At 44.3% G+C, this 22,435-nt stretch carries 20 protein-coding genes; 13 read left to right on the top strand and 7 right to left on the bottom strand.

Annotated elements, in window-relative coordinates; genetic code table 11:
* Positions 1 to 2 precede the first annotated feature (2 nt).
* Both hydA and MKY99_RS28950 read left to right on the top strand, forming a co-directional pair.
* On the top strand, positions 3 to 1,430 hold the full coding sequence (hydA, locus tag MKY99_RS28955; RefSeq protein WP_339267713.1) for a dihydropyrimidinase: 1,428 nt from the start codon (positions 3 to 5) through the stop codon (positions 1,428 to 1,430).
* Positions 1,430 to 1,681, top strand: coding sequence for a hypothetical protein (locus MKY99_RS28950; RefSeq protein WP_339267711.1), 252 nt, complete (start codon positions 1,430 to 1,432; stop codon positions 1,679 to 1,681). The genes hydA and MKY99_RS28950 overlap by 1 nt, the downstream gene beginning before the upstream one ends.
* A gap of 334 nt (positions 1,682 to 2,015) precedes the next feature.
* Here MKY99_RS28950 and MKY99_RS28945 read toward each other — a convergent pair whose 3' ends face one another.
* Positions 2,016 to 2,519 carry a GNAT family N-acetyltransferase gene (locus tag MKY99_RS28945; RefSeq protein WP_339243882.1) on the bottom strand — a complete coding sequence of 168 codons (504 nt, stop codon included), beginning with the start codon at positions 2,517 to 2,519 and terminating at the stop codon, positions 2,016 to 2,018.
* 182 nt (positions 2,520 to 2,701) lie between these two features.
* On the opposite strand from MKY99_RS28945, the gene MKY99_RS28940 reads away from it, so the two are divergent.
* Positions 2,702 to 3,319 carry a TVP38/TMEM64 family protein gene (locus tag MKY99_RS28940; RefSeq protein WP_042192646.1) on the top strand — a complete coding sequence of 206 codons (618 nt, stop codon included), beginning with the start codon at positions 2,702 to 2,704 and terminating at the stop codon, positions 3,317 to 3,319.
* A gap of 44 nt (positions 3,320 to 3,363) precedes the next feature.
* Entirely contained in the window at positions 3,364 to 4,278 is a 915-nt protein-coding gene (locus tag MKY99_RS28935) for an aldo/keto reductase (RefSeq protein WP_339271824.1), read from the top strand.
* A gap of 8 nt (positions 4,279 to 4,286) precedes the next feature.
* Here the strand turns inward: MKY99_RS28935 and MKY99_RS28930 are convergent, their stop codons facing one another.
* A complete protein-coding gene (locus MKY99_RS28930; protein ID WP_339267709.1) occupies positions 4,287 to 5,798 on the bottom strand; it encodes an aminotransferase class V-fold PLP-dependent enzyme in 1,512 nt (503 codons plus the stop codon).
* Between the two features lie 343 nt (positions 5,799 to 6,141).
* On the opposite strand from MKY99_RS28930, the gene MKY99_RS28925 reads away from it, so the two are divergent.
* A complete protein-coding gene (locus MKY99_RS28925) occupies positions 6,142 to 8,379 on the top strand; it encodes a stalk domain-containing protein (RefSeq protein ID WP_339267707.1) in 2,238 nt (745 codons plus the stop codon).
* A 77-nt stretch (positions 8,380 to 8,456) separates the two neighbouring features.
* Here the strand turns inward: MKY99_RS28925 and MKY99_RS28920 are convergent, their stop codons facing one another.
* A complete protein-coding gene (locus tag MKY99_RS28920; RefSeq protein ID WP_042192637.1) occupies positions 8,457 to 9,179 on the bottom strand; it encodes a helix-turn-helix domain-containing protein in 723 nt (240 codons plus the stop codon).
* Between the two features lie 188 nt (positions 9,180 to 9,367).
* Here MKY99_RS28920 and MKY99_RS28915 point away from each other — a divergent pair, with 188 nt between their 5' ends.
* The 4 genes from MKY99_RS28915 (at position 9,368) to MKY99_RS28900 (ending at position 14,772) form a co-directional block, all read left to right on the top strand.
* Complete coding sequence (locus MKY99_RS28915) at positions 9,368 to 10,663, top strand: ABC transporter substrate-binding protein (protein ID WP_339267705.1); 1,296 nt, start codon at positions 9,368 to 9,370, stop codon at positions 10,661 to 10,663.
* An 83-nt stretch (positions 10,664 to 10,746) separates the two neighbouring features.
* Positions 10,747 to 11,625, top strand: coding sequence for a sugar ABC transporter permease (locus MKY99_RS28910; RefSeq protein ID WP_231573358.1), 879 nt, complete (start codon positions 10,747 to 10,749; stop codon positions 11,623 to 11,625).
* The gene (locus tag MKY99_RS28905; RefSeq protein WP_076284877.1) at positions 11,625 to 12,473 is read left to right on the top strand and encodes a carbohydrate ABC transporter permease; all 849 of its coding nucleotides are present in this window, start codon (positions 11,625 to 11,627) and stop codon (positions 12,471 to 12,473) included. Before MKY99_RS28910 ends, MKY99_RS28905 begins: the two co-directional genes overlap by 1 nt.
* A gap of 22 nt (positions 12,474 to 12,495) precedes the next feature.
* Positions 12,496 to 14,772, top strand: coding sequence for a glycosyl hydrolase family 65 protein (locus MKY99_RS28900; RefSeq protein ID WP_339267702.1), 2,277 nt, complete (start codon positions 12,496 to 12,498; stop codon positions 14,770 to 14,772).
* A gap of 86 nt (positions 14,773 to 14,858) precedes the next feature.
* Here MKY99_RS28900 and MKY99_RS28895 read toward each other — a convergent pair whose 3' ends face one another.
* From MKY99_RS28895 to MKY99_RS28885, 3 genes are all read right to left on the bottom strand, one after another.
* Positions 14,859 to 15,335 carry a DsrE/DsrF/DrsH-like family protein gene (locus tag MKY99_RS28895; RefSeq protein ID WP_042192628.1) on the bottom strand — a complete coding sequence of 159 codons (477 nt, stop codon included), beginning with the start codon at positions 15,333 to 15,335 and terminating at the stop codon, positions 14,859 to 14,861.
* A 243-nt stretch (positions 15,336 to 15,578) separates the two neighbouring features.
* Positions 15,579 to 15,896, bottom strand: coding sequence for a hypothetical protein (locus tag MKY99_RS28890; RefSeq protein ID WP_042192626.1), 318 nt, complete (start codon positions 15,894 to 15,896; stop codon positions 15,579 to 15,581).
* 54 nt (positions 15,897 to 15,950) lie between these two features.
* The gene (locus MKY99_RS28885; protein WP_339267700.1) at positions 15,951 to 16,574 is read right to left on the bottom strand and encodes an acetate uptake transporter; all 624 of its coding nucleotides are present in this window, start codon (positions 16,572 to 16,574) and stop codon (positions 15,951 to 15,953) included.
* 335 nt (positions 16,575 to 16,909) lie between these two features.
* On the opposite strand from MKY99_RS28885, the gene MKY99_RS28880 reads away from it, so the two are divergent.
* From MKY99_RS28880 to MKY99_RS28865, 4 genes are all read left to right on the top strand, one after another.
* The gene (locus tag MKY99_RS28880; protein ID WP_339243873.1) at positions 16,910 to 17,827 is read left to right on the top strand and encodes a prenyltransferase; all 918 of its coding nucleotides are present in this window, start codon (positions 16,910 to 16,912) and stop codon (positions 17,825 to 17,827) included.
* A gap of 133 nt (positions 17,828 to 17,960) precedes the next feature.
* A complete protein-coding gene (locus tag MKY99_RS28875; protein WP_339267698.1) occupies positions 17,961 to 18,737 on the top strand; it encodes a DUF6081 family protein in 777 nt (258 codons plus the stop codon).
* A gap of 38 nt (positions 18,738 to 18,775) precedes the next feature.
* Positions 18,776 to 19,729, top strand: coding sequence for a 1,4-dihydroxy-2-naphthoate polyprenyltransferase (gene menA, locus MKY99_RS28870; protein WP_076287081.1), 954 nt, complete (start codon positions 18,776 to 18,778; stop codon positions 19,727 to 19,729).
* A gap of 160 nt (positions 19,730 to 19,889) precedes the next feature.
* A complete protein-coding gene (locus MKY99_RS28865) occupies positions 19,890 to 20,885 on the top strand; it encodes a Gfo/Idh/MocA family oxidoreductase (protein WP_042131449.1) in 996 nt (331 codons plus the stop codon).
* Positions 20,886 to 20,975: 90 nt separating this feature from the next.
* Here MKY99_RS28865 and MKY99_RS28860 read toward each other — a convergent pair whose 3' ends face one another.
* The gene (locus tag MKY99_RS28860) at positions 20,976 to 22,334 is read right to left on the bottom strand and encodes a dicarboxylate/amino acid:cation symporter (RefSeq protein WP_042194660.1); all 1,359 of its coding nucleotides are present in this window, start codon (positions 22,332 to 22,334) and stop codon (positions 20,976 to 20,978) included.
* Between the last annotated feature and the right edge of the window lie 101 nt (positions 22,335 to 22,435).

Below are 22,435 nucleotides of genomic sequence, written 5' to 3'. Positions count from 1 at the left end.
GGATGAAAAAGATTATTAAAAATGGCATCATCGTTACCGCAGCAGATACTTATACAGGCGATGTGGCGATTGAAAACGGGGTTATTACGGAGATTGGCCTTCATTTGGATGTCCCTGGTGCGGAAATTATTGATGCCTCGGGGTGTTATGTTTTTCCTGGAGGCATTGATCCTCATACGCATCTGGATATGCCTTTTGGCGGCACGGTTACAGCCGATGATTTCGAGACGGGAACCATTGCGGCTGCATATGGCGGAACGACCACAGTCATTGATTTTTGCTTAACCACCAAAGGGCAACCGCTACAGCAAGCCGTAGATACATGGCATCATAAGTCGCAGGATAAAGCGGTGATTGATTACAGCTTCCACCTTATGGTCTCAGAATTAAACGATAAAGTACTGGGTGAGCTTCCGGAGATAATTGAGAATGAAGGCATTACCTCGCTCAAAGTATTTATGGCTTATAAGAATACTTTTCAGGCGGATGACGGCACTCTTTTTAAGACCCTCCAAGCTGCGAAAAAAGAAGGTGCACTCGTTATGGTGCATGCGGAGAATGGAGATGTCATTGAATATCTTGTAGAGCAGGCTTTGGCCGCAGGCAATACCGACCCGATCTTTCATGCGCTGACCCGCCCACCGGAGCTGGAGGGTGAAGCTACGGGACGCGCAGCTTATCTAACCGAACTGACAGATTCTCAGCTGTATGTTGTACACGTGACCTGTGCGGAAGCTGCTTGGAAGATTGCTGAAGCGCGTAAAAAGGGACTGCGCGTCTACGGCGAGACTTGTCCACAGTATTTAGTGCTGGATCAAACGGCGCTGGAAAAGCCTAATTTCGAAGGTGCTAAATACGTTTGGTCTCCGCCCCTGCGTGAGCAGTGGAATCAGGATGTTTTGTGGGATGCGCTATGGAGCGGCAGCTTGCAGACGATTGGCTCTGACCAGTGCTCGTTTGATTTCAAAGGACAAAAGGATCTGGGGCTAGGCGATTTCTCCAAAATCCCGAACGGTGGGCCGACCATTGAGGACCGGTTTACAATTCTATATTCGGAAGGTGTGCAGAAAGGCCGGATCTCATTGAACAAATTCGTAGACATTATTGCTACCTCTAGCGCCAAGCTGTTTGGCTTGTATCCGCAAAAAGGCACGGTCGCGGTAGGCAGTGACGCTGACTTGGTTATTTTTGATCCGGCTGTAGAAAGAATACTCTCCGCAGAAACACATCATATGAACGTCGATTATAATGCGTTTGAGGGCTTTGAAGTAAAGGGAGAGCCTGTTTCCGTCCTCAGTCGAGGCGAGTTTGTGATTCGAGACAAGCAATTTGTTGGTAAACCGGGGTCGGGAAAATATTTAAAGCGCAAGCGTTTTGCAGCGGAGGTTCCTCTTCCTTCCAAGACGGAAATTAGCGGAGGTGTAGTCTAATGTCTGCTTTTGCGGAATATGCCAAAGAACAGCAGGAGATTGATGGGCTGCTTTTTAAAGGATATACGATTGCCAGCATCCAAGAGGGTTTAGACGGTGCCCGAATAAAATTTGTCAGAGGGGAGCCGGCTAAAAGCTCGGTAGAGCTGTTACTGCTGACAGCGGATGCCCGTAAGTACGTGACAACCCTTGTGGTTGCGGAGCTGAGGGCGGAAGGTGAGCAGGTGGGTTGTTACAGTGGAGAGGTTTGAAGTGAGGGGATTTGAAGCTGAGTAGTGAGCCTGCGCAGGATAGGGGGCCTACTGCTCGGCTTTTTATTGTGCGCATGAAAGGGGCGTGGAGATAACTTCCCTGAAAATAGCCGATTATCATCGCGGAATACACTTTTTAGGGAAATCCTCCCTAAAAAGTAGCTGATAATGGTCCCGAATAGACGTTTTAGGGAAATCCTCCCTAAAAATCCCTGAAATACGCCGATTTTGCTCAAATTCGCTAAATATTAGGGAGGTTTTCCCTGATTTGCAGTTATAGGCACCTGAAAGACCAAAAATCAGGGAGGATTTCCCTAATCTATTGCTGTCGCTGCTACTCACGCTCCATATACTCATGCCGTAATATGGACATGATATGCAGAGATTCAAAGTGTTCTCCTACTTTTATACAGTCACGTAGAGTACCTTCCAGTGTAAAGCCACAGCTTTCATAGACATGGCGCGCCCTGTGGTTATGGTCTCTAACATCTAACCATAGGCGATGTGATTCAGTATGGCGAAAGATCCAGTCGGTCACGAGACAAAGCGACAGCTTACCATACCCAAACCCCTTGGAATGGATGACGATTCTTTTAATACAAACGGTAAGATGAGTGTCTTGAAGTCCTGTAATGATGATATAACCGACTCTTTTTCCTGAACTATCCCAAATTGTAAGATGTAGAATATCTGGGTCTTGGAGGGCTGCAGCGTGTTCCGCTTTAGTCCATTGACCAATATAGATGCGGTTTAGTTCACTTTGTTCGATGGCTAGAACGAACGCTAAATCCTGTACGGTGGTACGTTGTAAATCCAAGGCTTCTGAATGGATGATCATAACCATGCGCCCCTGTCTCATATGTATTTTCTATCTATGGTAACTGACAGTCTACTCGCTGTCATTCATGTAGTTCTAGCTTGTTCTCTTTATATTGGAACAGCTGTAGGAATGCTCGCAACTTCGTGTATAATTGAGACCAGGTGTTAAGAATTCCAATCGGATGAGGAGATCAGCTGGTTATGTACTTTCTTGATATTATGTCTTGGCTGACAGAGGATAATCTGCGGCATCTGCTTGAACAATATCGTTCGTTTGGGCCCTTTCCGGGCATTGCGTTAACGTTTTTGAAATCATTTATACCACCACTACCAACTATTGCGATCGTCGGATTAAACGGGGCTGTATATGGTTTATGGTTAGGTTTTTTGTATTCTTGGATCGGCTTGGTTGCGGGCTGTGTGACAACATTTTGGATTATTCGCAAAGTAGCTTCGCATCGGTATCTGCGAAAATGGGCAGAACGGCCAAAGGTAGCCAAAAGTATGACATGGGTGCGGCAAAGCGGATTCAGTTATGTATTTCTGCTTAGTATATTCCCGGTTGGCCCCTTCGTTGTAATTAATATGGCTGCTGGTCTTGCTGGTATGAGGTTTCGTTCATACCTCCTTGCGCTCACTGTGGGCAAAGCGATCATGGTATTCGCAGTTTCATATATTGGAAATGATCTGGAACGATTTATCCGCCAGCCGTGGGAGATCATCTATGTCTTGGTGTTTATTGGATTGTCACTATGGGGAGTTAAAGCCATCGAGGCGCGGTTCGCTAGAACGGTGGAAGATGGAAACAAGGCCGCTTAGTACTGTGAATGGACTATTTTAATAGAACAAAGGAGGAAATGATGATGAAATATCGTAAACTTGGCAGTACAGGGATGAATGTATCGGTGATCGGATTGGGTACTTGGCAGTTCGGTGGAGAGTGGGGCAAGGATTTCACTCAAGCAGAAGTCGATGCCATGCTAGATGAGGCTGGAGAGCTCGGTATTAACCTGATTGATACGGCAGAATGTTATGGAGATCACTTGTCAGAGAAGTTCATCGGGGGTTATCTGGCTCGCCGGAAACGTGAGGACTGGATTGTAGCTACGAAATTCGGTCATCATTTTCAGGGACATTTGCAGCGGGAACAGTTATGGCGTGCTGAGGATGTGCTGAAGCAACTGGATGATTCCCTGCGTGCACTTCAGACTGAGTACATCGACCTCTATCAATTCCATTCCGGAACGGATGAGCAATTCGATAATGACAAGCTGTGGAGCATGCTCGACAGACAGAAGCAGGCAGGGAAAATCCGTCATTTAGGCGTCTCGATAAGTGCATCAGGCTCAGGTGTACATCAGACCTCTGCAGCAGCGGATGTGCAAGCAGAGGCCATACAAGTAGTATATAATCGGCTGGATCGTCAACCTGAGGAAGAGATTCTTCCACTCTGCATCGAGCATAAATTAGGTGTGTTGGCGCGTGTTCCGTTAGCGAGTGGTTATTTAAGCGGCAAGTACAAGCCGGATGCGGTATTTGGTCAGGGTGATGTGCGTGCTAACCATAAAGAGGATGTAAGGCAAAAACAGCTGCGCGCTGTAGCTGAAATTGCTGCCAATGAAGTCCCTTCTGGACTCGATATGGCGCAGTGGGCTTTGGCGTGGTGCCTTCAGCATCCCGCAGTAACCAGTGTAATTCCAGGTTGTAAAAATGTAGAACAAGTTATCTCCAACGCTAGTGCTGCCGATCTGGACATGGTGAAGGACATTACACAATAAGCTGGGAACTACACCGAAAAAAGCGCTTTGACCTTCGCCTCTGCGGGATCCTCATTGTAGATATGGGTCCAACTGTTCGTAGAAGCATCATAAAAATAGTCCTGTTTCCATTGTTGGAAATGGATCACGATATTTCGTACAGCGGATACAATTCTCTCTACCTCCTGATTCCTCATAATGGGGTGTAGAGAGATGCGGATCCAACCCGGTCTAAGCGACTGGTCTCCTACAGTAATTGCCTCAGCGATCTGAGCAGATTGCGCCCACCCTAATTCAAGTAAGTAATGCCCATAAGGACCTGCACAAGAGCAACCACCCCGGGCTTGTATACCAAAGCGATCATTCAGTAGTTGAACTGCAAGATTATAATGAATATCACGTAGTGTAAAAGAGACAATGCCATGACGTTCTGTATGATGTCCAGCTAGCAGCGAGCATTCGGGTATGCTACGGAGTCCGTTCATTAATTGCTGGCATAGCTCGTGCTCTCTAATCACCATATATTGACCGTTTCCATTCATCTGTTCCTTCAGCTTCACGCAAAGTGCCGTCCGAAAAGCTTGCAGAAACCCCGGTGTTCCCCCGTCTTCCCGCATCTCTATTTCGTTGGTGTAGCGCCGTCCTCCCCAAGGATTGACCCAAGCCACTGTACCTCCACCCGGTTCGTCAGGAATACGTCCATTACTTAGAGCCTCATCAAAAATTAGAACGCCATTCGTGCCCGGTCCACCCAGAAATTTATGCGGAGAAAAAAAGATTGCATCCAGCTTCTCCAGCGGTGAGACAGGATGCATATCGATAGGCTCATAGGGTGCACTGGCGGCAAAATCTACAAAACATAGGCCTCCGTGGCGGTGCATAATCGCGGCAAGCTTCTGGTAGGGAGTCTGAATTCCGGTCACATTGGAGCAAGCCGTAAATGAACCGATTTTCCAGCGGCGATGCTGATACAATTTCAACTGGGCTTCAAGCTGCTGAAGATCTATATTTCCGTTTTCTCCGGGAGGAACAGTCACAACATCACCAATCCCCTCCTGCCAGGGAAGGATATTGGAATGATGCTCCATATGGCTGGTGAAGATCACAGGACGTTCCTCCATCGAATGGGAGCTATAGTCCTGAATCCACTCAGGGAGTCTTAAGCCCATGATACGCTGCAGCTTGTTTACGGCTCCTGTTGTTCCATTTCCGCAGAAGAGCAGGATGTCCTGAGGGCCAGCATTTACATGCTTTTTAATAATTTGTCGCGCTTCATTATAAGCCAGTGTCATGGTTAAACCGGTCGTGTTGGAGTCTGTATGTGGATTACTAACATATGGACCGAAGGCTTCCTGCAGCTTCCGTTCAATCGGTTCATATAAGCGTCCGCTTGCGGTCCAATCGGCATACAGCAGTGGCTGTCTACCATAGGGTGTGGTGATCTGATGCCGAGTTCCAATGGTGTGCTCACGAAAAATCTCGAAATGGTTTTGTAGTGAAGCGGGCGTCTCTGCAGAAGAGGCGTGGATGATGTTTAGCACGGATTTCCCTCCAGCCCGTACGCCGATAGTGGTAAGGTCATAGTTTATTTTCGGCGTGCCAGTAGTTTCTATGGCATTAGTATATGCTTGCTTGGAGAATTGGGTTAAAGCCTAGGTGGAGTTTATAGGAAAAACAAATAAAGGAGATAGAGGTGAATGGTGTAATTAATATACAACATTGTTTTTTATTTACTTATAATGAAACTTTTTGAGATCTACTGCGTCAAATAATACGATTTGAAATAATGAATGTACCATGAAGTAAAAGCACTGTCTCGTTATATAAGAGGAAGGTAAAGTTAGGGGCCACTTATATTCACAAATGGAGCAGAGGAGTCAAATCATGCATTTAAAAAAACTATCATTAGTTGTACTATTGGCCGTATCTCAGACTGCTGCGGCAGTGCCCGTTTTTGCTGAAGCTGGAAATATTACCTCCAGTAACACCAGTGGAGTAAGAGTGGCTACTACATCTGTTGCGGAATTAATTCCAGAAGCTACTGATCCATTGCCATCATTGACACGTCCGGTAGCAGAAGGGGCAACAGCAACACCAACACCAACACCAACAGCGACAGTAACGCCAATTACAGGGGTAACAACCGATTCTACTTTAACAACGTTACCATCCCCCACACCGAGTCCAAGTCTTACACTTATACCTGCGACCACTACACCACCGATTACAACTGATGTAGTTAATGCAGGGGCTAGCAATCAGCTTGTACTTATGATGAATAGTAACAAAATGTATCAGAATGGCATTGAATATTTGGCTAATCAGCCAATGGCAGTGAAGAATGGCGTTTCCTACGTTTCGATTAGAGCTATGGTTGAACGTGTAGGTGTGAAATACATTTACGATTATAAGACGAAAGAGACTATTGTTACTAAAGGCAGCGACGTTATGCGGTTCAAGACAGACAGTAAGATTTATTCCGTAAATGGTAAAAATGTGACAATGAAAGGTCCAGCATATCAATTCAAAGGAACCTTTATGATTCCATTGACGTCCATTACTGGGGCGCTGGGCATTCCGTATACCGTGGATAATGTGCAAAAACGAGTCATTCTTTCGCTAAATTTGAAGCCTAAAGCTTCTTTTACAGTACCGGCTATAATTTATGCTGGTGATCCAGTGAATTTCCTGACTTCTAGCTCTTCACCGATTGGTTCAGCCATAGTTGAAGAGAAGTGGGAAGGGAAGCAGGATATCTATGATACACCTGGGCAATATGTAGTATCCTACTCTGTTAGGGATGCTAATGGACAATGGAGTGATCCTTACTCCACGACGATCACGATTCTAAAACCGAATACACCGCCGGTTGCAAATTTTACGACCGATAAGAATTCCTACAAAATGGGTGAGATGATCACTTATACGGATATGAGCACCGACCCAGACGGAGATACAATTAAAACAACGACCTGGACAAATAAAGCGGAAGCTTTCTTCACGCCTGGTCCTGCAACAGTTTCTATTCAAGTAGAAGATTCACATGGCGCAATCAGCACTTTTGAAAAAGTCATTAATATTACGGGTGAAGTCTTGTACAGTAAGGAAGATTTCTATAGATTGTTCGCTTCTCCGGGTAGTGTATTTGATATTGACGGATCAAATGTTACAAACTGGAAGAAGGTAGCTTATACGCTCACTTCTGAGCCTTATAATCTTATTCGCGCTAACAGTCCAGAAACCATAAATATGGAAGGGATTACTTATCGTGAAACATCGTTCGGTGGAACCCGCTTTTTGATTCACCACAAGAATAATATGAATACTAAAATGAAGGTATATGTGATAGCTAAGAACAACAATCTATCCCCTACGACGATCACAACAGAATATTTAGGAGTTGGAGGCCCACATCCCTTTCCGGAAGCTACGGGTAAACTCTCAGTGCAACGTTACTGGGAATCCATGCAAACGAAAAAAGATTACAAGACAACGGTCCTGCAACCTGGTGAAAGCGTCTCTATCCTGTCTGATCTGAATAATATTGCAATAAAACCGAGCGAAATCGTTTCACTCCAAGCGGACTTATATAGTGATTATCCTATTGAATACAATGTTATGATGATTGATGCGAATAAAGATCCGTTAACCACACTTCCTATGCTTCCAATACTGGATCGTGATGGTGTGCATAACCGAGGGACTTATGCTGATTCTACACGTATCATGACTGTTACGGATGAAGTAGGGAGAACACCTGCGAGACTTCTCATCGGTGATAATTCAAGTGATTTGAATTTGATGGGCACCGACCCTATGTCAGGAACTGGTGCATCCAATGCAGGCAACTTCGGAGTACTATACAAAATCAAATTTGAACATGTTGCTCCAAATTCATTAATTACCTTTAACCCGCGTGGTGGTAATTATATGGGACCTGTTATGGTGAATGGTCAAATTGTTCAAATGCCAAGTACCGGCAGTATTACAAATGCAAACTTGAATAGTGTGGTTTATCGTACAGGTGATGAAGGGGGCTCTGTTGAGATATTGTTCACTGCAGCATCTGGTAGTAATTTGCCGGTTAACTTCCTGATTACACCGCAACCACCGAAGAGATAGTTATGCAAAGTAATCATTAGGGGGACCAAAAGGCGAGATTCCATTCAGCTATGAATGAGAATTCGCCTTTTTGCTTGTCATTTCATGTGATCTTTTCGATACTCCCTTGCGGTCATGCCTAGATGCGTCTTGCAGTAGGTAGAGAAGTAGGCAGAGGAAGCGAAGCCGAAGATATCACTAATATCCTGAAGCGCCATATTTGTATGGATCAGGAAGTTCTTGATCGCATCCATTCTTTCTTTATGGATGAAGTTGAGGACAGTGCTCCCTGTTTCTTGTTTGAATAGCGTTGCGAGGTAATTCGGATGCAACTGCACGATTTCCGCAACTCGCTCTAGCGTAGGCTTCTCTTCAATGTGCTTTTTAATATAGGCGATGGTCTTATTAATGATGGGTCCATACGAATACGAACGATGGGTTGAGATGACACTAATAAAGCTATTTAGCATGAGGTATTCAATCTCAACGGTCTTCACGATCGAGTCGCTCTCATCAATTAAGTTGATGTAATGGTCACTGAGAATGAACGCGGACTCGGAATCGACTCCCGCCTCAATGATCGCACGCGTAAAAATGGTGCAGCTAGCGACTAGAGAATATTTCAACGACTGCAAAGGCTTCGGTGACAGGTTGGCTCGTTCCAGCAAGTTGATTTCATTCAATATTTTAACGGCACCTTCACGATCAATGCGTTGGATTGCATAGACGAGCTTCTTTTCGTGCTCATAGGAAGGGTGCATATAGTTTTGATAGCGATTCTTCGCCATATTGCGTTCGAGGACAGCAGTAATGTCTAGCATGGATAATCTCCTTTAGGCTACCTGTTTAAGGGAGGATTTTACAATATAATCCGTATTTATAAATCGAAACTAATGTTAAGAATTTATAATTAAGTGTTATATTATCGTGTAATATCAGTTTTGTAAAGGCTTTCAATTTTAGAAATACAAATAAAAATTATGAAATCTTCAGAAGAGGGGTATTGCAGATGAAGAAAAAAGTAGGGGCAGCATTATTATCTGTAGCTATGTTATCCACGTTAGTCGCTTGTGGAGCAAAAAGTGATGATGGGGCAAACAAGGCAAATAGCGCAGACACAACGTCTAAAGGAACTGGTAAAAAAGCGGTTATTACAATCATTCAGAATAAAGTAGAAATCCAAAGTGCACTAGAGGATGCAGTGAAAGAATTCAATAAAACTCAAGATAAATATGAAGTACAAGCATTAGGAGCAGCAGGTGACAACCTGATGACGGTGCTCCAGACACAATTCAGCTCCGCACCTGAAAAAGCACCAACCATTTTCACAACAGCATCTGGCTCAGAGTTTCAAAAATATCTTCCATATATGGCACCCTTGGATGATATGAAAGCGGCTAGCAAAATTGTTGAAGGACAAGATACAGCAGCGCGTAATGATGGTAAATTATATGGCTTGCCAGTTGCGCTTGAAGGCTTCGGACTTATCTATAATAAGGATATGTTCAAGGAAGCAGGCGTGAATGCGGATGATATTAAGACATGGGATGACCTTGTTGCAGCAAGCACGAAGCTAGAGCAAGTGAAAGGCGTGAAGAAGGCCATAGCGTATGCACAAGAGTCTTACTTCCGTTTCATGCATCCATTTAACTGGCCATTTGCATTAATGAAAGATACATCGGGTACGATTGCTAAGATTAATGCTGGCGAATTGAAGCTTCAAGATATTCCTGAATTGAAAGAGTACGTTGCTGATCTGGACAAGATCAAAGACCATACGAACTTGAGTAAAGATACGTATGATGAACAAGTTGCAGGCTTCGCGGCAGGACAATATGCGATGATTCACCAAGGAAACTGGGCACAAGGTCTCTTGAACGATTATGATGTGAAATTTGAATACGGTTTCTTGCCAGTACCTTTCGAAGGTAATCAAGGTATTGCGGTAGGTAACAGTAACTTCTTCCGCGTGAACAAGCATGCATCGGAAGATCAACAAGCGGGTGCGAAGGCGTTCTTGGATTGGTTGCTAACAGATCCAGCGGGTCAGCACTATGTAACGGATGAGTTTAACTTTATCCCTGTGTACTCCGGTTTTGATACTAGCAAAATGGATCCGTTATCCCAAGAAGTGAACCGTTATGCAAGTGAAAGCAAGACAGTGAAATGGGTATTCGATCAATTCCCAGCGGGAGCAGATCAAGAGTTTGCGAACCAAATGGAAAAATACTATGCAGGAAAATTAACGGGCGAGGGCTTGTTAGAAGCACTTCAGAATGTTTGGATGACTGCGGTTAAAAAATAATCGTATGGCTATGGAGGCTGCTTCTCGAATATTCGTTAAGCGGCCTCTTCCTGTTTTGTAGAAATGGATAAGAGGTGAAACCATTGAAGAAAAGTGTAAAGAGAAATTTAATAGCCGCAGCTTTTATTGTTCCATCATTATTCATCTTTATAAATGTAGTCATCATTCCATTCGTTATGGGGATTGTGTACTCTTTTACAGATTGGGATGGGTTTAAATTTGCAGGTTCTAACTTTGTAGGCTTCGATAATTATGTACGGGTGTTTCAAGATTCAGATTTTCTTACATCCTTCGGCCTGACATTTAAATATGCCGTATGCATGATTATTCTCGTTAACGTTATCGGACTTTCACTCGCGATGCTGGTGACTTCCAAAATTAAGTCGCGTAATCTTTTACGCTCAATATACTTCCTGCCGAACTTGATCGGTGGTCTGATCCTAGGTTTCATCTGGAAGTTCGTATTCACGAAATTCTTCGTACAGGTTGGAGAAGTAATGGGGAATAGCTCGATCTTCTTCAATTGGTTGGATGATCCGACGGCTTCCTTCTGGGCGCTGGTCTTCGTAGGAACATGGCAAATGGCCGGCTACGTCATGATCATCTACATCGCAGCTATTCAAGGTGTTTCGGATGAGGTGCTGGAGGCAGCTGATATGGATGGCGCAGGCGGATGGATGCGATTCCGCAAAATTATGTTCCCACTCATTATGCCAGCCTTCACGATCAGCTTGTTCTTGACGCTGTCGAACGCATTCAAACAATATGATACCAATATCTCACTAACGAACGGTGGTCCTTACGGTACAACCGAGCTTGTTGCAATGAATATCTTTAAAACCGCGTTTAGTATGAATCAATATGCGCTCGCGCAATCCAAGGCGATTATTTTCTTCCTCGTCATCTTAGTTGTGACGGTTACGCAGGTCGTTATCTCGAAGAAAAGGGAGGTTGAACAATAATGAAACGTCGCAATAAATCAACTTCAATATTGCTTGAAGTTATAGCTTGGGTTAGTGGACTTCTTATGCTGTTGCCTATGTATATTATGTTTGTGAATTCGTTCAAAGGACGTGCCGAGATATTCACCGATACGTTCGGCCTGCCGAAATCCTTTTCCTTCGAGTACTATGCTGCGGCAATGGACAAAATGAACTTTTTGTCAGCATTTAAAAACTCGCTCTTAGTGAGTGTCATTAGTATTGGGCTTATTATTATCTTCTCAGCGATGACATCTTGGATGCTTGTTCGCATGAAGAATAAATTGTCCAATGGCATTCTCCTCTTATTCGTAGGTACGATGCTCATCCCGTTTCAATCGGTGATGATTCCGCTAATGCAATATTTAAACAAATGGGATATCCCATCACTTAATTTCTCTATGATTAATACACATTATGGCCTAATTTTCATGTATATCGGATTTGGGCTAAGTATGTCGGTCTTCCTTTATCATGGTTTTATTAAAGGGGTACCGATTGCTCTTGAAGAAGCGGCGATGATAGAGGGCTGTAATACGTGGCAGACATTCTGGAAGGTTGTATTCCCAATGCTTACGCCAATTACGATGACTGTAGGAATCTTGAATCTATTGTGGATTTGGAATGACTATTTACTTCCATCCTTGACCTTAACAAGCCCAGCGCTTCGTACCATTCCATTGTCAACCTTCTTCTTCTTTGGAGAATTTACAATTCAGTGGAACCTTGCAATGGCAGGACTTGTCGTATCGATTATTCCGGTTATTATCTTTTATCTGTTCGCACAGAAATACATTATTAAAGGCGTTATGGCAGGTGCTGTGAAATAAAATTGGATGAGGGGGCCTTCATATGAAGTCGGGCTGGATTATTGAGAATCATAGGGATATGCAAGACCTCGGCGTTAGTGAGAGTATTTTTAATGTGGCTAATGGTTATGTAGGTGTTCGAGGTAATTTTGAAGAAGGTTACGAAGGTGACGAGCCAACGGTTCGTGGAACATATATAAATGCATTTTATGATATTACACCGATGCTATATGGGGAGAGCGCGTATGGCTTTCCCGATACACAACAGAAACTTGTGAATGTGATGGATGTACAGGATGTGACCATTCATATCGGGGAGGAGAAGTTCAGTCTTTTCACAGGAACGGTCGTATCTGGGCGGCGTTATCTCGATATGCGCGAAGGTAAGTACGTACGGCTCGTGCACTGGATATCACCACAAGGTAAAGAGGTCGAAATTTCATTCACACGCATGGCGTCATTGACAACACTCGAATTGTTCACGATAGATATTGAGGTAACTCGTATCAATTGTCAGGATGAAGTGACGATTACCTCTGGCGTGAATGGCGATGTGAGTAACTATACGAATGCGAAGGACCCTCGTGTTGCATCGGGTCATGCCAAGCTATTGGATATGAAGAATATCGAGGTGTTCGACGAGACCTCCTTACAAATCGTGCTTGAGACAAATACATCGAAGCTACAAGTGGCGGCAACAACAGTTCATCAGACAACGCCTGCGGTGAACGGTGAACTGATCAAGGGTGAGAAAAGTGTAATGGTGCGGTATGCGTTCCCAGCCGGTAAGGATATTGTTCAATTCACAAAATTCAACGTATTTACAGATACACGTCGACACGAAGATCCAGCTGCTCACGGACGTGAGTTGATGGCTTTGGTATTAACGCAAGGGATTCAAGCGGCTTACATGGCACAAGAAGTATATTTACAACATTTTTGGGAAATTGCAAATATCGAGATCCAAGGTGATGAGGTACTTGAGCAAGGTCTTCGATATAATGTATATCAGTTGCTGCAATCTGTGGGCAAAGATAAATACAGTAACATCGCAGCCAAAGGCTTAAGCGGTGAGGGCTACGAGGGACATTATTTCTGGGATACCGAAATCTATATCCTGCCGTTCTTCATCCTCTGTCAGCCAGAGCTGGCGAAGCAGTTGCTTCGTTACCGTTATACGATTCTAGGCGAAGCGAAGAAGCGTGCGCTAGAGCTAGGCCACAAGAAGGGGGCCGCTTACGCATGGCGTACCATTACAGGGGAAGAGTGCTCGGGGTACTTCCCAGCTGGTACGGCACAGTATCATATTAATGGTGATATTGCTTATACGTATATTCAATATTTTCTCGCGACAGGCGATAAAGATTTCATTGCGGAATTCGGTGCGGAAGTCGTATTTGAAACTGCAAGAACTTGGATGGAGCTAGGTCATTATCATGAAGGTCTATTCAAGATTGATGATGTAACAGGTCCGGATGAGTATACGGCCATCGTAAACAATAACTATTACACGAATGTACTTGCAAAATATAATCTAGAGTGGGCTGCATCGTGGTATAAACAGCTGGCAGAAACTCATCCTGCGGCATGGGAAGCTTTGCGTAGTCGCATTGGCTTAACAGCAGATGAGATTGCAGCATTTGAAGAAGCAGCTGCGAAGATGTATCTGCCTTTCGATGAGAATTTGAACATTCATGCACAAGATGATTCTTTCTTAGCGAAGAAGGTGTGGGATTTCGAGAACACACCGGAAGAAAAACACCCACTGCTGCTTCACTATCACCCGCTACACATCTATCGTCATCAGGTGTTGAAGCAGGCCGATACGGTGCTGGCGCATTTCTTGCTCGAGGATGGCATTTCAACCGATGTCTTGCGGAACTCCTACGATTATTACGAGAAGCTGACAACTCATGATTCGTCCTTATCCTGCGCGATCTATAGCATCATGGCTTCGAAGTTAGGTTACTCGGACAAGGCGTACGATTATTTCATTGAAACGGCACGAATGGATTTGGATAACACTCATGGCAACACGAAAGACGGATTGCATATGGCGAACATGGGTGGTACATGGATGTCGATCGTCTATGGCTTCTCGGGTGTAAGGATCAAGGATGATCATTTGGCATTGAACCCGACATTGCCGAAGCAATGGAAGGGATACACCTTCACGATGCGTTACCGTCAAGCGACGATTACCGTGGAAGTGAACCATTTGAAGACGCAATTAATCGTGGATGCACAAGAGCTGATTCATATCAAAGTAATGGAGAAGAGCTTCAAGATTCCAATGGGCAAGACAATCATCACGGTATAATTTATATCCTTTCAATTGAAATCCGAAGCGGCATGAGAAATTCCCCATGTCGCTTTATGTTTTCTTATATTAATTAATTTTAACCGCTAAATGAACAGCTGAACATCACTCTCCAAAGCATCTCTTAAATACGCCGCAGCATCGATAATCTCGACCTCTGGCAGCAGTTCTTCTGTTTTAAAGCCCATGATTTCGACGGAGAGCTTACAGGCATAGAACTTGATGTTTTTTTTACGAGCTCCTTTAAGAAAATGAATCAGCTTCGGCGCGCCTTGCTCCTCCATCATCTCCTCTAGCATCATCCGGCCCAGCCCGCTGAAATTCAAATGGGAGAGTGGCAGCTGCCCAGGGCCCTTTGGCGTAATGACATCCATCAGCTTCTCATAAATACTTTTATCCTCTAGCGTCATCTTCTCCGGATCACGCACCAGAAACAAACCCCAGAAAGAGAAAAACATCGTAACCTCTACATCAATATCTCTCGCGGCATTCGCTAGGATCAATCCCGCCATGGCTTTGTCGTATTCTCCGCTGAACATCAGAAGATTTATTTTTTTACTCACCTGCATAGTCCTCCCGTTACTTATATTGAATTATAAGAAAGTATAAGTTTCACGGTATACGTTATCCTTATAATTCTCGCATAAACGCTTAAACGTCCTTAAGAGGACGCCGAAGGCGTTTTAGCTTGGAATGTCATTAGTATGGTTATGGAGGGGAGAAGTATGCGAAGGGACCTTCCGAATTCACAAAAAAAAGCCCCCTTACGGGAGCTTCATCACCTTTATTTTGTTACCTAGCTTCTACTAATGTACTTCAGAATCTTTGGATTCTGGATCTAAGGTGCTGCGGATGTCATGGTAACGGGCGGAAAGCCAAATGCTTCCGGTAAATAATACGATGAGTCCAAGAACGATAGAAAATCGCCAGTCGCCTGCTTTGAAGTTCAGCTGAAGTACCGTTAGTACAAGCGAAACCTGGGTCCAGACCAGTGTTCTTTTGCGAAAAGCCGCAATATCTCCAGACATCTTTGGGATATTCCGAATGATCCAATAGGCAATAACTGCGAGAATAAGCGCAAATATAGCGGTTACGGCTAATTCAGAAGAGGATAGGACATGCATGGTCTCAGGCATCCTTTCGGCTTGCAAAAGTTAGGATTCAAAAAAGGTGAATTACTATTTCTTGAAAATACCTAGCGGAGCTCCGATCGGTAAGAAAGTGCGTCCGAAATGAGCGTTTAGCACAGAAGCGCCACATCCGTATAAGGATACGATACCAATTCCAAGTTCGGCACAAGCAGCAAGCTTATGAAAGAATTCTGGAGCGATACCAAAGGAATCGAAGGTTAGTCCAATAAAAAGGAAATCTATCAATACAAAAATGATAAGCAAAACTCTACTAGCCTCAACCGCGCCAATGGTCATAAAGATTGTAAAGATCAAGTAACCCAGAAATACAAATCCGAGCTGCTTAGGATCTACAGCCTCTGCAAGCGTTGGGCCGAATACGCCGAGCTTGATCAGCCAGCTGCTAGCCATGCCGAACCAAAAGAAAGCGTAGGCGCCAAAGGCGGTCATACCAAAGGTGTTGTTGTGCTTAGCATCTTGAATTGCGGCAAATAGTTGAGCAAATGCTCCGAGGAAGATAGCCCAAGGAATGACGTAGCTAAGTCCTGTTGTAAACTCAAGCTTCTGTGAAGAAGCAACCAATGTGACAATAGCCAGTCCGAATAGCCCGATGGCGCTAGGGTCTGCGGTGACGATTTTGACAGATTGGGTGTTAGGGGATTGCGCTGACATGACAGTAAAAGCCTCCATTATTATATATAGTTTTACGCTCTTAAAAACAGCACTCAAGGAGCGCTGTTCATAGGCTTGCCTATCATATCATATTGGTATGTGCTTGCCTATAAAACAGCGCTCATTTTTTGTTGTAAAAGGGTGGCCTTATGTCCAATAAGAGGTTATTTACATTTTTAGCTTCAACGAAGAAACCTTTTAGCCAAACAAACCGAGGTATTATGTCAAGATTAGACATTATATGCAGTGATAATCTTCACAATCTGTTGAAAATTGATGTATAATAGTCAGTGATAATTATTATCAAGTCATAATGAAAAGGCGGTAAGCTTGAAGTGAGCAAATGGACATTATTTACGAAGGCGACCCGGTTTTGGAGTTTTTCAGTTATGCTTATCCCGATTGTTTTAGGTACAGTTGGGGCATATGTATGGGAAAGGGCATTCCATCCGGTCTTATTTATTCTAACCTTAATAGGAGCGATTTCAGCGCATCTGTTTTCCAATATGGTGAATGATCTGTGGGATTATCGCAACGGAACAGATACAGAGGCGAAGAATTCCGCTGGTGAAATCAGCACAAACTCCGGGCTACTGACAGGTGGAATCCTCTCGGAGTCTTTTTATGCAAAGATGACCTGGAGTATGTTGGCGATTGCCCTCATCTGTGGTGGAGTCCTAAGTATATATAGCGGTTGGAATATCCTCTGGTTTGTACTTGTAGGTGCTTTAATCGCTTATTTCTATGTAGCCCCACCCCTGCGGTATGGCTATCGCGGTAAGGGATATAGTGAGATGGCTATCTTTATAGCTTTTGGGATCATGCCTGTGTTAGGTTCCTTTTTCGTACAAACCGGTCATTTTAGCATGAAGCCTGTCATCCTTTCATTGCCGGTTGGATTCTTGACTACATTGCTATTGTTTAATCATCATTTCTTACATTGGAAGGCGGACGAGCAGGCTGGAAAACTTACGCTTGTTGTAGTATGGGGTGAACAGAAGGCGCTTGTCTTCTCGCGTGTGCTTCTCTTCACCGGTTATGCTTCTGTGGTGATCTGTGTGCTGATGGGCGTACTTCCAGTTTATGCACTATTGGCTTTGGTTACGGCCTTCTGGCCAATTCGTATTTATCGTGGACTGAAGCCACATAATGCTTCACCAGCCTATATCCCGCTCATGGGTGCTTCACAAAAAGCCTCCGTTCGTTGCGGAGTAGTGATGGCAGCAACCTTACTAATTCAAGGATTATTCTGAAAATATAAGAATATATAGGTTTCACGCTATACATTATCCTTATATTTCTCGCATAAACGCTTACCGTCCATTAGGGACGCTGAAGGCGTTTTTGCTTGTACTAATAATTACCATACAGAAGGAGTGAGCTTTCATGGAAAAGAAGGACAAGGAACTGTTGAAGGAAGAACAAAATGTTAAAGGCAATCAAATGGTGCTTGGAGATTTCCACTCCATTTTAGAAGAAGGAAAGGTCTGGAAGACAGGTGGATTTACACTGCCTGATGGGTCCTTTTGGGCTTATCGTGAACCGGAAGCAGTAGTTATTGTTCGTAATGATACGCTGTATGTGCGCGCGAAATTGTCCCGCGAGAACCATCAAGTACAAATTCTAGACAATGCTAAGCATATGTATTACTCCGCGGAGCCAGTGGTAATTCCTGAGGCTGGAGAGATTAGCTTTGAGCTGCAAATTCGTAGCCGTACACAAGGAACAGCACCTGGAGATTTGTACGATGGTTATGTATCGCTGAACTTGCTTGATTTTACGACAGGTGCGGCGCTAGACTTTTTTGCGGGAAATGATAAATATGCTAGTGTATATGGTATTTTGCCGTTCCCGGGGGTACAAGTACCAGAGAGCAAAGGAACGAAATATTTCTGCATCTTTAAAGAAGATACGGATTTCAAACCACGTGAATTTAATACCTACCGCATAACGTACCACCGTGGCAACGATGAGGCTGTATTCTATTTGAATGGCAAAGAAGTGCGCCGTGAGAAAAATATTCCGATTAAATTCAACAACTTTACAGTCGCGCTTGGAATTATGACAGAGAAGGATCTGAGTCCTGAAGGCAGTGTGTCTGTGCATGGACAAACAGTTATTGCAGAATGGTCCCCAGTGAAGATTACAACGACTGAACAGTAATACCTTGCAGGCTCAATTGATAAATAAGGGTGTATAGTGTGAATATTAAAAGCTTTCTAAGATTTGTGGAGCTGCCGACAAAAGTAGCCAGTATGATCCCCTTTCTGATGGGAACGCTGTATGCCCTGTATCGGTTTGAGGATTTTTATGTGTTGCGTTTTGGTCTGATGTTCGTTTCCTTGCTTAGCTTTGATATGGCAACGACGGCGATTAACAACTATTACGATTTCAAAAAAGCTTCCAAAACTCACGGCTATGGCTATGAGACGCATAATGCGATTGTGCATTTTAAGCTAAAAGAGAGCACCGTCGTGGCGACGATTGTTATTTTGCTAGCTCTGGCTGCAGGGGGCGGGATTGCGCTTGTTACGCAGACGGGTTTACTGGTCTTTTTGCTGGGTGGGCTGTCGTTCTTGATAGGGATCCTTTATTCGTTCGGGCCGATCCCGATTTCGCGGATGCCGTTAGGTGAGTTGTTCTCGGGTTTGTTTATGGGCTTTGTCATTATTTTTATTTCTGCCTATATTCATACGGACGAGCATGTGGTATCGCTGTTGCTTCAGAACGGTTGGGTCAGCTTGAATATCAATATTGTGGAAGTGCTGTACCTGTTCTGGTTCTCTGTTCCTGCCATTCTAGGGATTGCAGGGATTATGCTCGCAAATAATATTTGTGATATTGATGAAGATGTGGAGAACCGCAGGTACACGCTTCCGGTCTACATTGGCCGACGTAATGCGCTTGTGCTGTTTAAATATCTATACTATGTCTCTTATCTGGATCTTGTAGTGCTGCTGATCTTGGGGATAAACCCTATTCTTGTCTTGGCGATTCTACTTACACTGATCCCATTGCACCGAAATATCGATTTGTTCAAACAGAAGCAGGAGAAGGCGAGTACCTTTATTCTTGCCGTCAAAAATTTCGTGTTGATGAATGCGGCCCGTATTGCTGTGCTTGGTGCGGCTGTGCTGTTAAACATGATAATGTAATTTTTCCACTGGATTAAAAAGCAGTATCTATCGGAGTCGAATCTCCTTTGGGTGCTGCTTTTTGCGCTCTGACTGTACTTTTCTATTAGTGATGAGTTTCATTCTATGATAAGGTGTCTTAAAGTATAGTAACTAATCCAAGGGAAGAGGTGTAGCCATTATGGTACAAAAACTTCGGTGGGGAATCATAGGCTGTGCGCAGATTGCGACCGGCTCAGTGATGCCAGCTATCATGAATTCAGATTCGGGAGTGATTACAGCGGTAGCGAGTCGTGGCTTGGAAAAAAGCAGCGCTGTAGCCGCAGAGTTCGGAATAGAGAAAGCATATGGCAGTTATGAAGAGTTACTTGCGGATAAAGAAATCGATGCGGTGTATGTTCCGCTCCCTAATCATCTTCATCGAGAATGGGTGATCCGTGCGGCAGAAGCAGGTAAGCATGTGTTATGTGAGAAACCGATCGCACTGAACAGTGCAGAGGCTGCAGAGATGGTGAAAGCATGCAACGATGCAGGCGTCCACTTAGCAGAAGCATACATGTATCGGCATCATCCACGGATTGCTGAACTCCAGGACATTATCGCTAGCGGTGAAATCGGAGAATTACGCTCGATTCGAGGTACATTTACTTACAATGATGCTACAGACACTTCAAATATTCGTTTTAAATCGGCTTGGGGTGGCGGCTCGCTTTATGATGTTGGCTGTTATCCTTTAAGTGCGGCACGACTGTTATTTGGGACGGAGCCGGAAGCTGTGACCGTGCATGCGAAGTTCTCCCCTGAGCATGATAATGTAGATATGATGGCTTCAGGGCTGGTAGAGTTTCCAAATGGTTTAAGTTTGATCTTTGATTGCGGAATGTGGGCATATAACCGCCAGCTCTTAGAGATTCTTGGGACCGAGGGACGAATTGAGGTGCCTATGCCTTTCAACGCTAGAGACGAGGATGCGGAATTCTTTGTGTACACTGGTGATGAGGTGAGACGGGTCGATGCCACAGGGGCTAATCCATACATACGGCAGGTGGATGATTTTGCAGCCGCTGTGTTCACAGGTAAGAGACTCATTGCACCGGAGGATCCGGTGCTAAGTATGCGGCTGGTTGAAACCTGCCTTGCTTCAGCTAAACAACGGCAAAGAATTAGCATGCTGTAATAGCTGAATCTAATATGAATCTACAAAAAAACCTCCGGCTTGCTGCTATAAGCAGCTGCCGGAGGTTTTTTTTGCTTGCATGTTCGGATCTTAAACTGTGCTCAAGAGTATATCATCTTCGTCATCATTGCTATTAAAGGCTTCGCGGTCAAATTCACCTTCTGAATTCGCGACCAACAACGCGGTTACAGCTGTTCCTGTTGCATTTACAGCAGTACGACCCATATCGATGAGCGCTTCTACACCTGCAACGATAGCGATTCCTTCAAGCGGCAGGCCAAGAGCGGTTAAGACTACCGTAGTGGAGATTACGGCTGGTCCAGGTACGCCAGCTACACCAATCGAAGAGATAATACTTACTAAGACCAGCGTAATGTAGTCAGTCCAGTTCAGATCAATACCGAATACTTGGGCGGTAAACACAGCCACAATCGCCGGCCAAATGCCACCGCACGCATTAAAGTTGACCGATGCTCCTAACGGCGCAATAAAGCTCGCGATCCGCGGGGAGACATGAAGGCGCTTTGTAATCACTTCAAGATTGACAGGAAGTGTTGCGTAGCTGCTTCTAGTCGTGAAGGCAACGGTAATGGTTGGATAGATTTTGCGGAAGAAACGGATTGGATTCACCTTCGCTACTAATAGAACCAACCCGCCAAAGATAAGAACAAAATGAATAATCATTGCGACATATGAGGTAATGATTACGCTGCCCAGTTCCTGCAACGTTTCCCAGCCATAACGTGCGGTAATTCCTGCAATCAGTGCGAAGACACCGTAAGGCGTCAAGCGAATAATGAATTTCACGACCTGATGCAGTATCAGTGTCAGGGATTCAATAAGATCACGTACAGGTTTCACGGCTTCCGGTTTCTTGGAGCCAATTTTGATTATAGCTACTGCTAGGAAGATAGCAAAAATGAGCAGAGGCACAACCTTACCCGTAGCTGCTTCATTCACAGGGTTAGATGGCACAAGATCCAGAATAACCTGTGAGAAGGTCGGAATTTCCCGGGCGGCGAAATCTGCAGGTACATCCTGTTGTATCCCTTGACCAGGATTGAACAGCAGCGCAACCGATAGGCCGATAATAGAAGCGATACCCGTCGTTCCGAGGAACCAGGCGAAGGTTTTGATCCCTATTTTGCGCAGATACTCCAGATTAGTTAAGGAAGAAATACTGTTTAATACGAGTATGAATACTAAAGGGATGACGAGCATGCGAATCAAGCTGACATAAATGCTGCCGAATGTACTGATAGCTTTGGTCTCTAAATCGAAGTATTGAAAGAATATTCCGGCAATAAGTCCGATGCCAAGTCCGATGAGTACCCGAGTACCAAATCCAATGCGTTTACGTGCCAGTAGAAACAAAATTGCAAAAACAAATATGGAAGCTACAAATCCATACCAGTTCGTTTCGATGGCGGATAACAAGTTGTTATCTATGTTCACTACCTATACCCCCTTAAACCTAGTTTTTTAATGTGATTAATCCTATTGAGATCAATCTATATAGAATTTATAGTAAAGTCAATGTAATAATATGT

Origin of the sequence: Paenibacillus sp. FSL R5-0470, assembly GCF_037975205.1 — a bacterium.
GTDB lineage: Bacteria > Bacillota > Bacilli > Paenibacillales > Paenibacillaceae > Paenibacillus_AQ.
This window is presented reverse-complemented; position numbering and strand designations above follow the sequence as displayed.

Coding starts and splice junctions, on each gene's coding strand:
- hydA (WP_339267713.1), top strand. CDS start 3: ATGAAAAAGATTATTAAAAATGGCATCATCGTTACCGCAGCAGATACT.
- MKY99_RS28950 (WP_339267711.1), top strand. CDS start 1,430: ATGTCTGCTTTTGCGGAATATGCCAAAGAACAGCAGGAGATTGATGGG.
- MKY99_RS28945 (WP_339243882.1), bottom strand. CDS start 2,519: ATGATCATCCATTCAGAAGCCTTGGATTTACAACGTACCACCGTACAG.
- MKY99_RS28940 (WP_042192646.1), top strand. CDS start 2,702: ATGTACTTTCTTGATATTATGTCTTGGCTGACAGAGGATAATCTGCGG.
- MKY99_RS28935 (WP_339271824.1), top strand. CDS start 3,364: ATGAAATATCGTAAACTTGGCAGTACAGGGATGAATGTATCGGTGATC.
- MKY99_RS28925 (WP_339267707.1), top strand. CDS start 6,142: ATGCATTTAAAAAAACTATCATTAGTTGTACTATTGGCCGTATCTCAG.
- MKY99_RS28920 (WP_042192637.1), bottom strand. CDS start 9,179: ATGCTAGACATTACTGCTGTCCTCGAACGCAATATGGCGAAGAATCGC.
- MKY99_RS28915 (WP_339267705.1), top strand. CDS start 9,368: ATGAAGAAAAAAGTAGGGGCAGCATTATTATCTGTAGCTATGTTATCC.
- MKY99_RS28905 (WP_076284877.1), top strand. CDS start 11,625: ATGAAACGTCGCAATAAATCAACTTCAATATTGCTTGAAGTTATAGCT.
- MKY99_RS28900 (WP_339267702.1), top strand. CDS start 12,496: ATGAAGTCGGGCTGGATTATTGAGAATCATAGGGATATGCAAGACCTC.
- MKY99_RS28890 (WP_042192626.1), bottom strand. CDS start 15,896: ATGCATGTCCTATCCTCTTCTGAATTAGCCGTAACCGCTATATTTGCG.
- MKY99_RS28885 (WP_339267700.1), bottom strand. CDS start 16,574: ATGTCAGCGCAATCCCCTAACACCCAATCTGTCAAAATCGTCACCGCA.
- MKY99_RS28875 (WP_339267698.1), top strand. CDS start 17,961: ATGGAAAAGAAGGACAAGGAACTGTTGAAGGAAGAACAAAATGTTAAA.
- MKY99_RS28865 (WP_042131449.1), top strand. CDS start 19,890: ATGGTACAAAAACTTCGGTGGGGAATCATAGGCTGTGCGCAGATTGCG.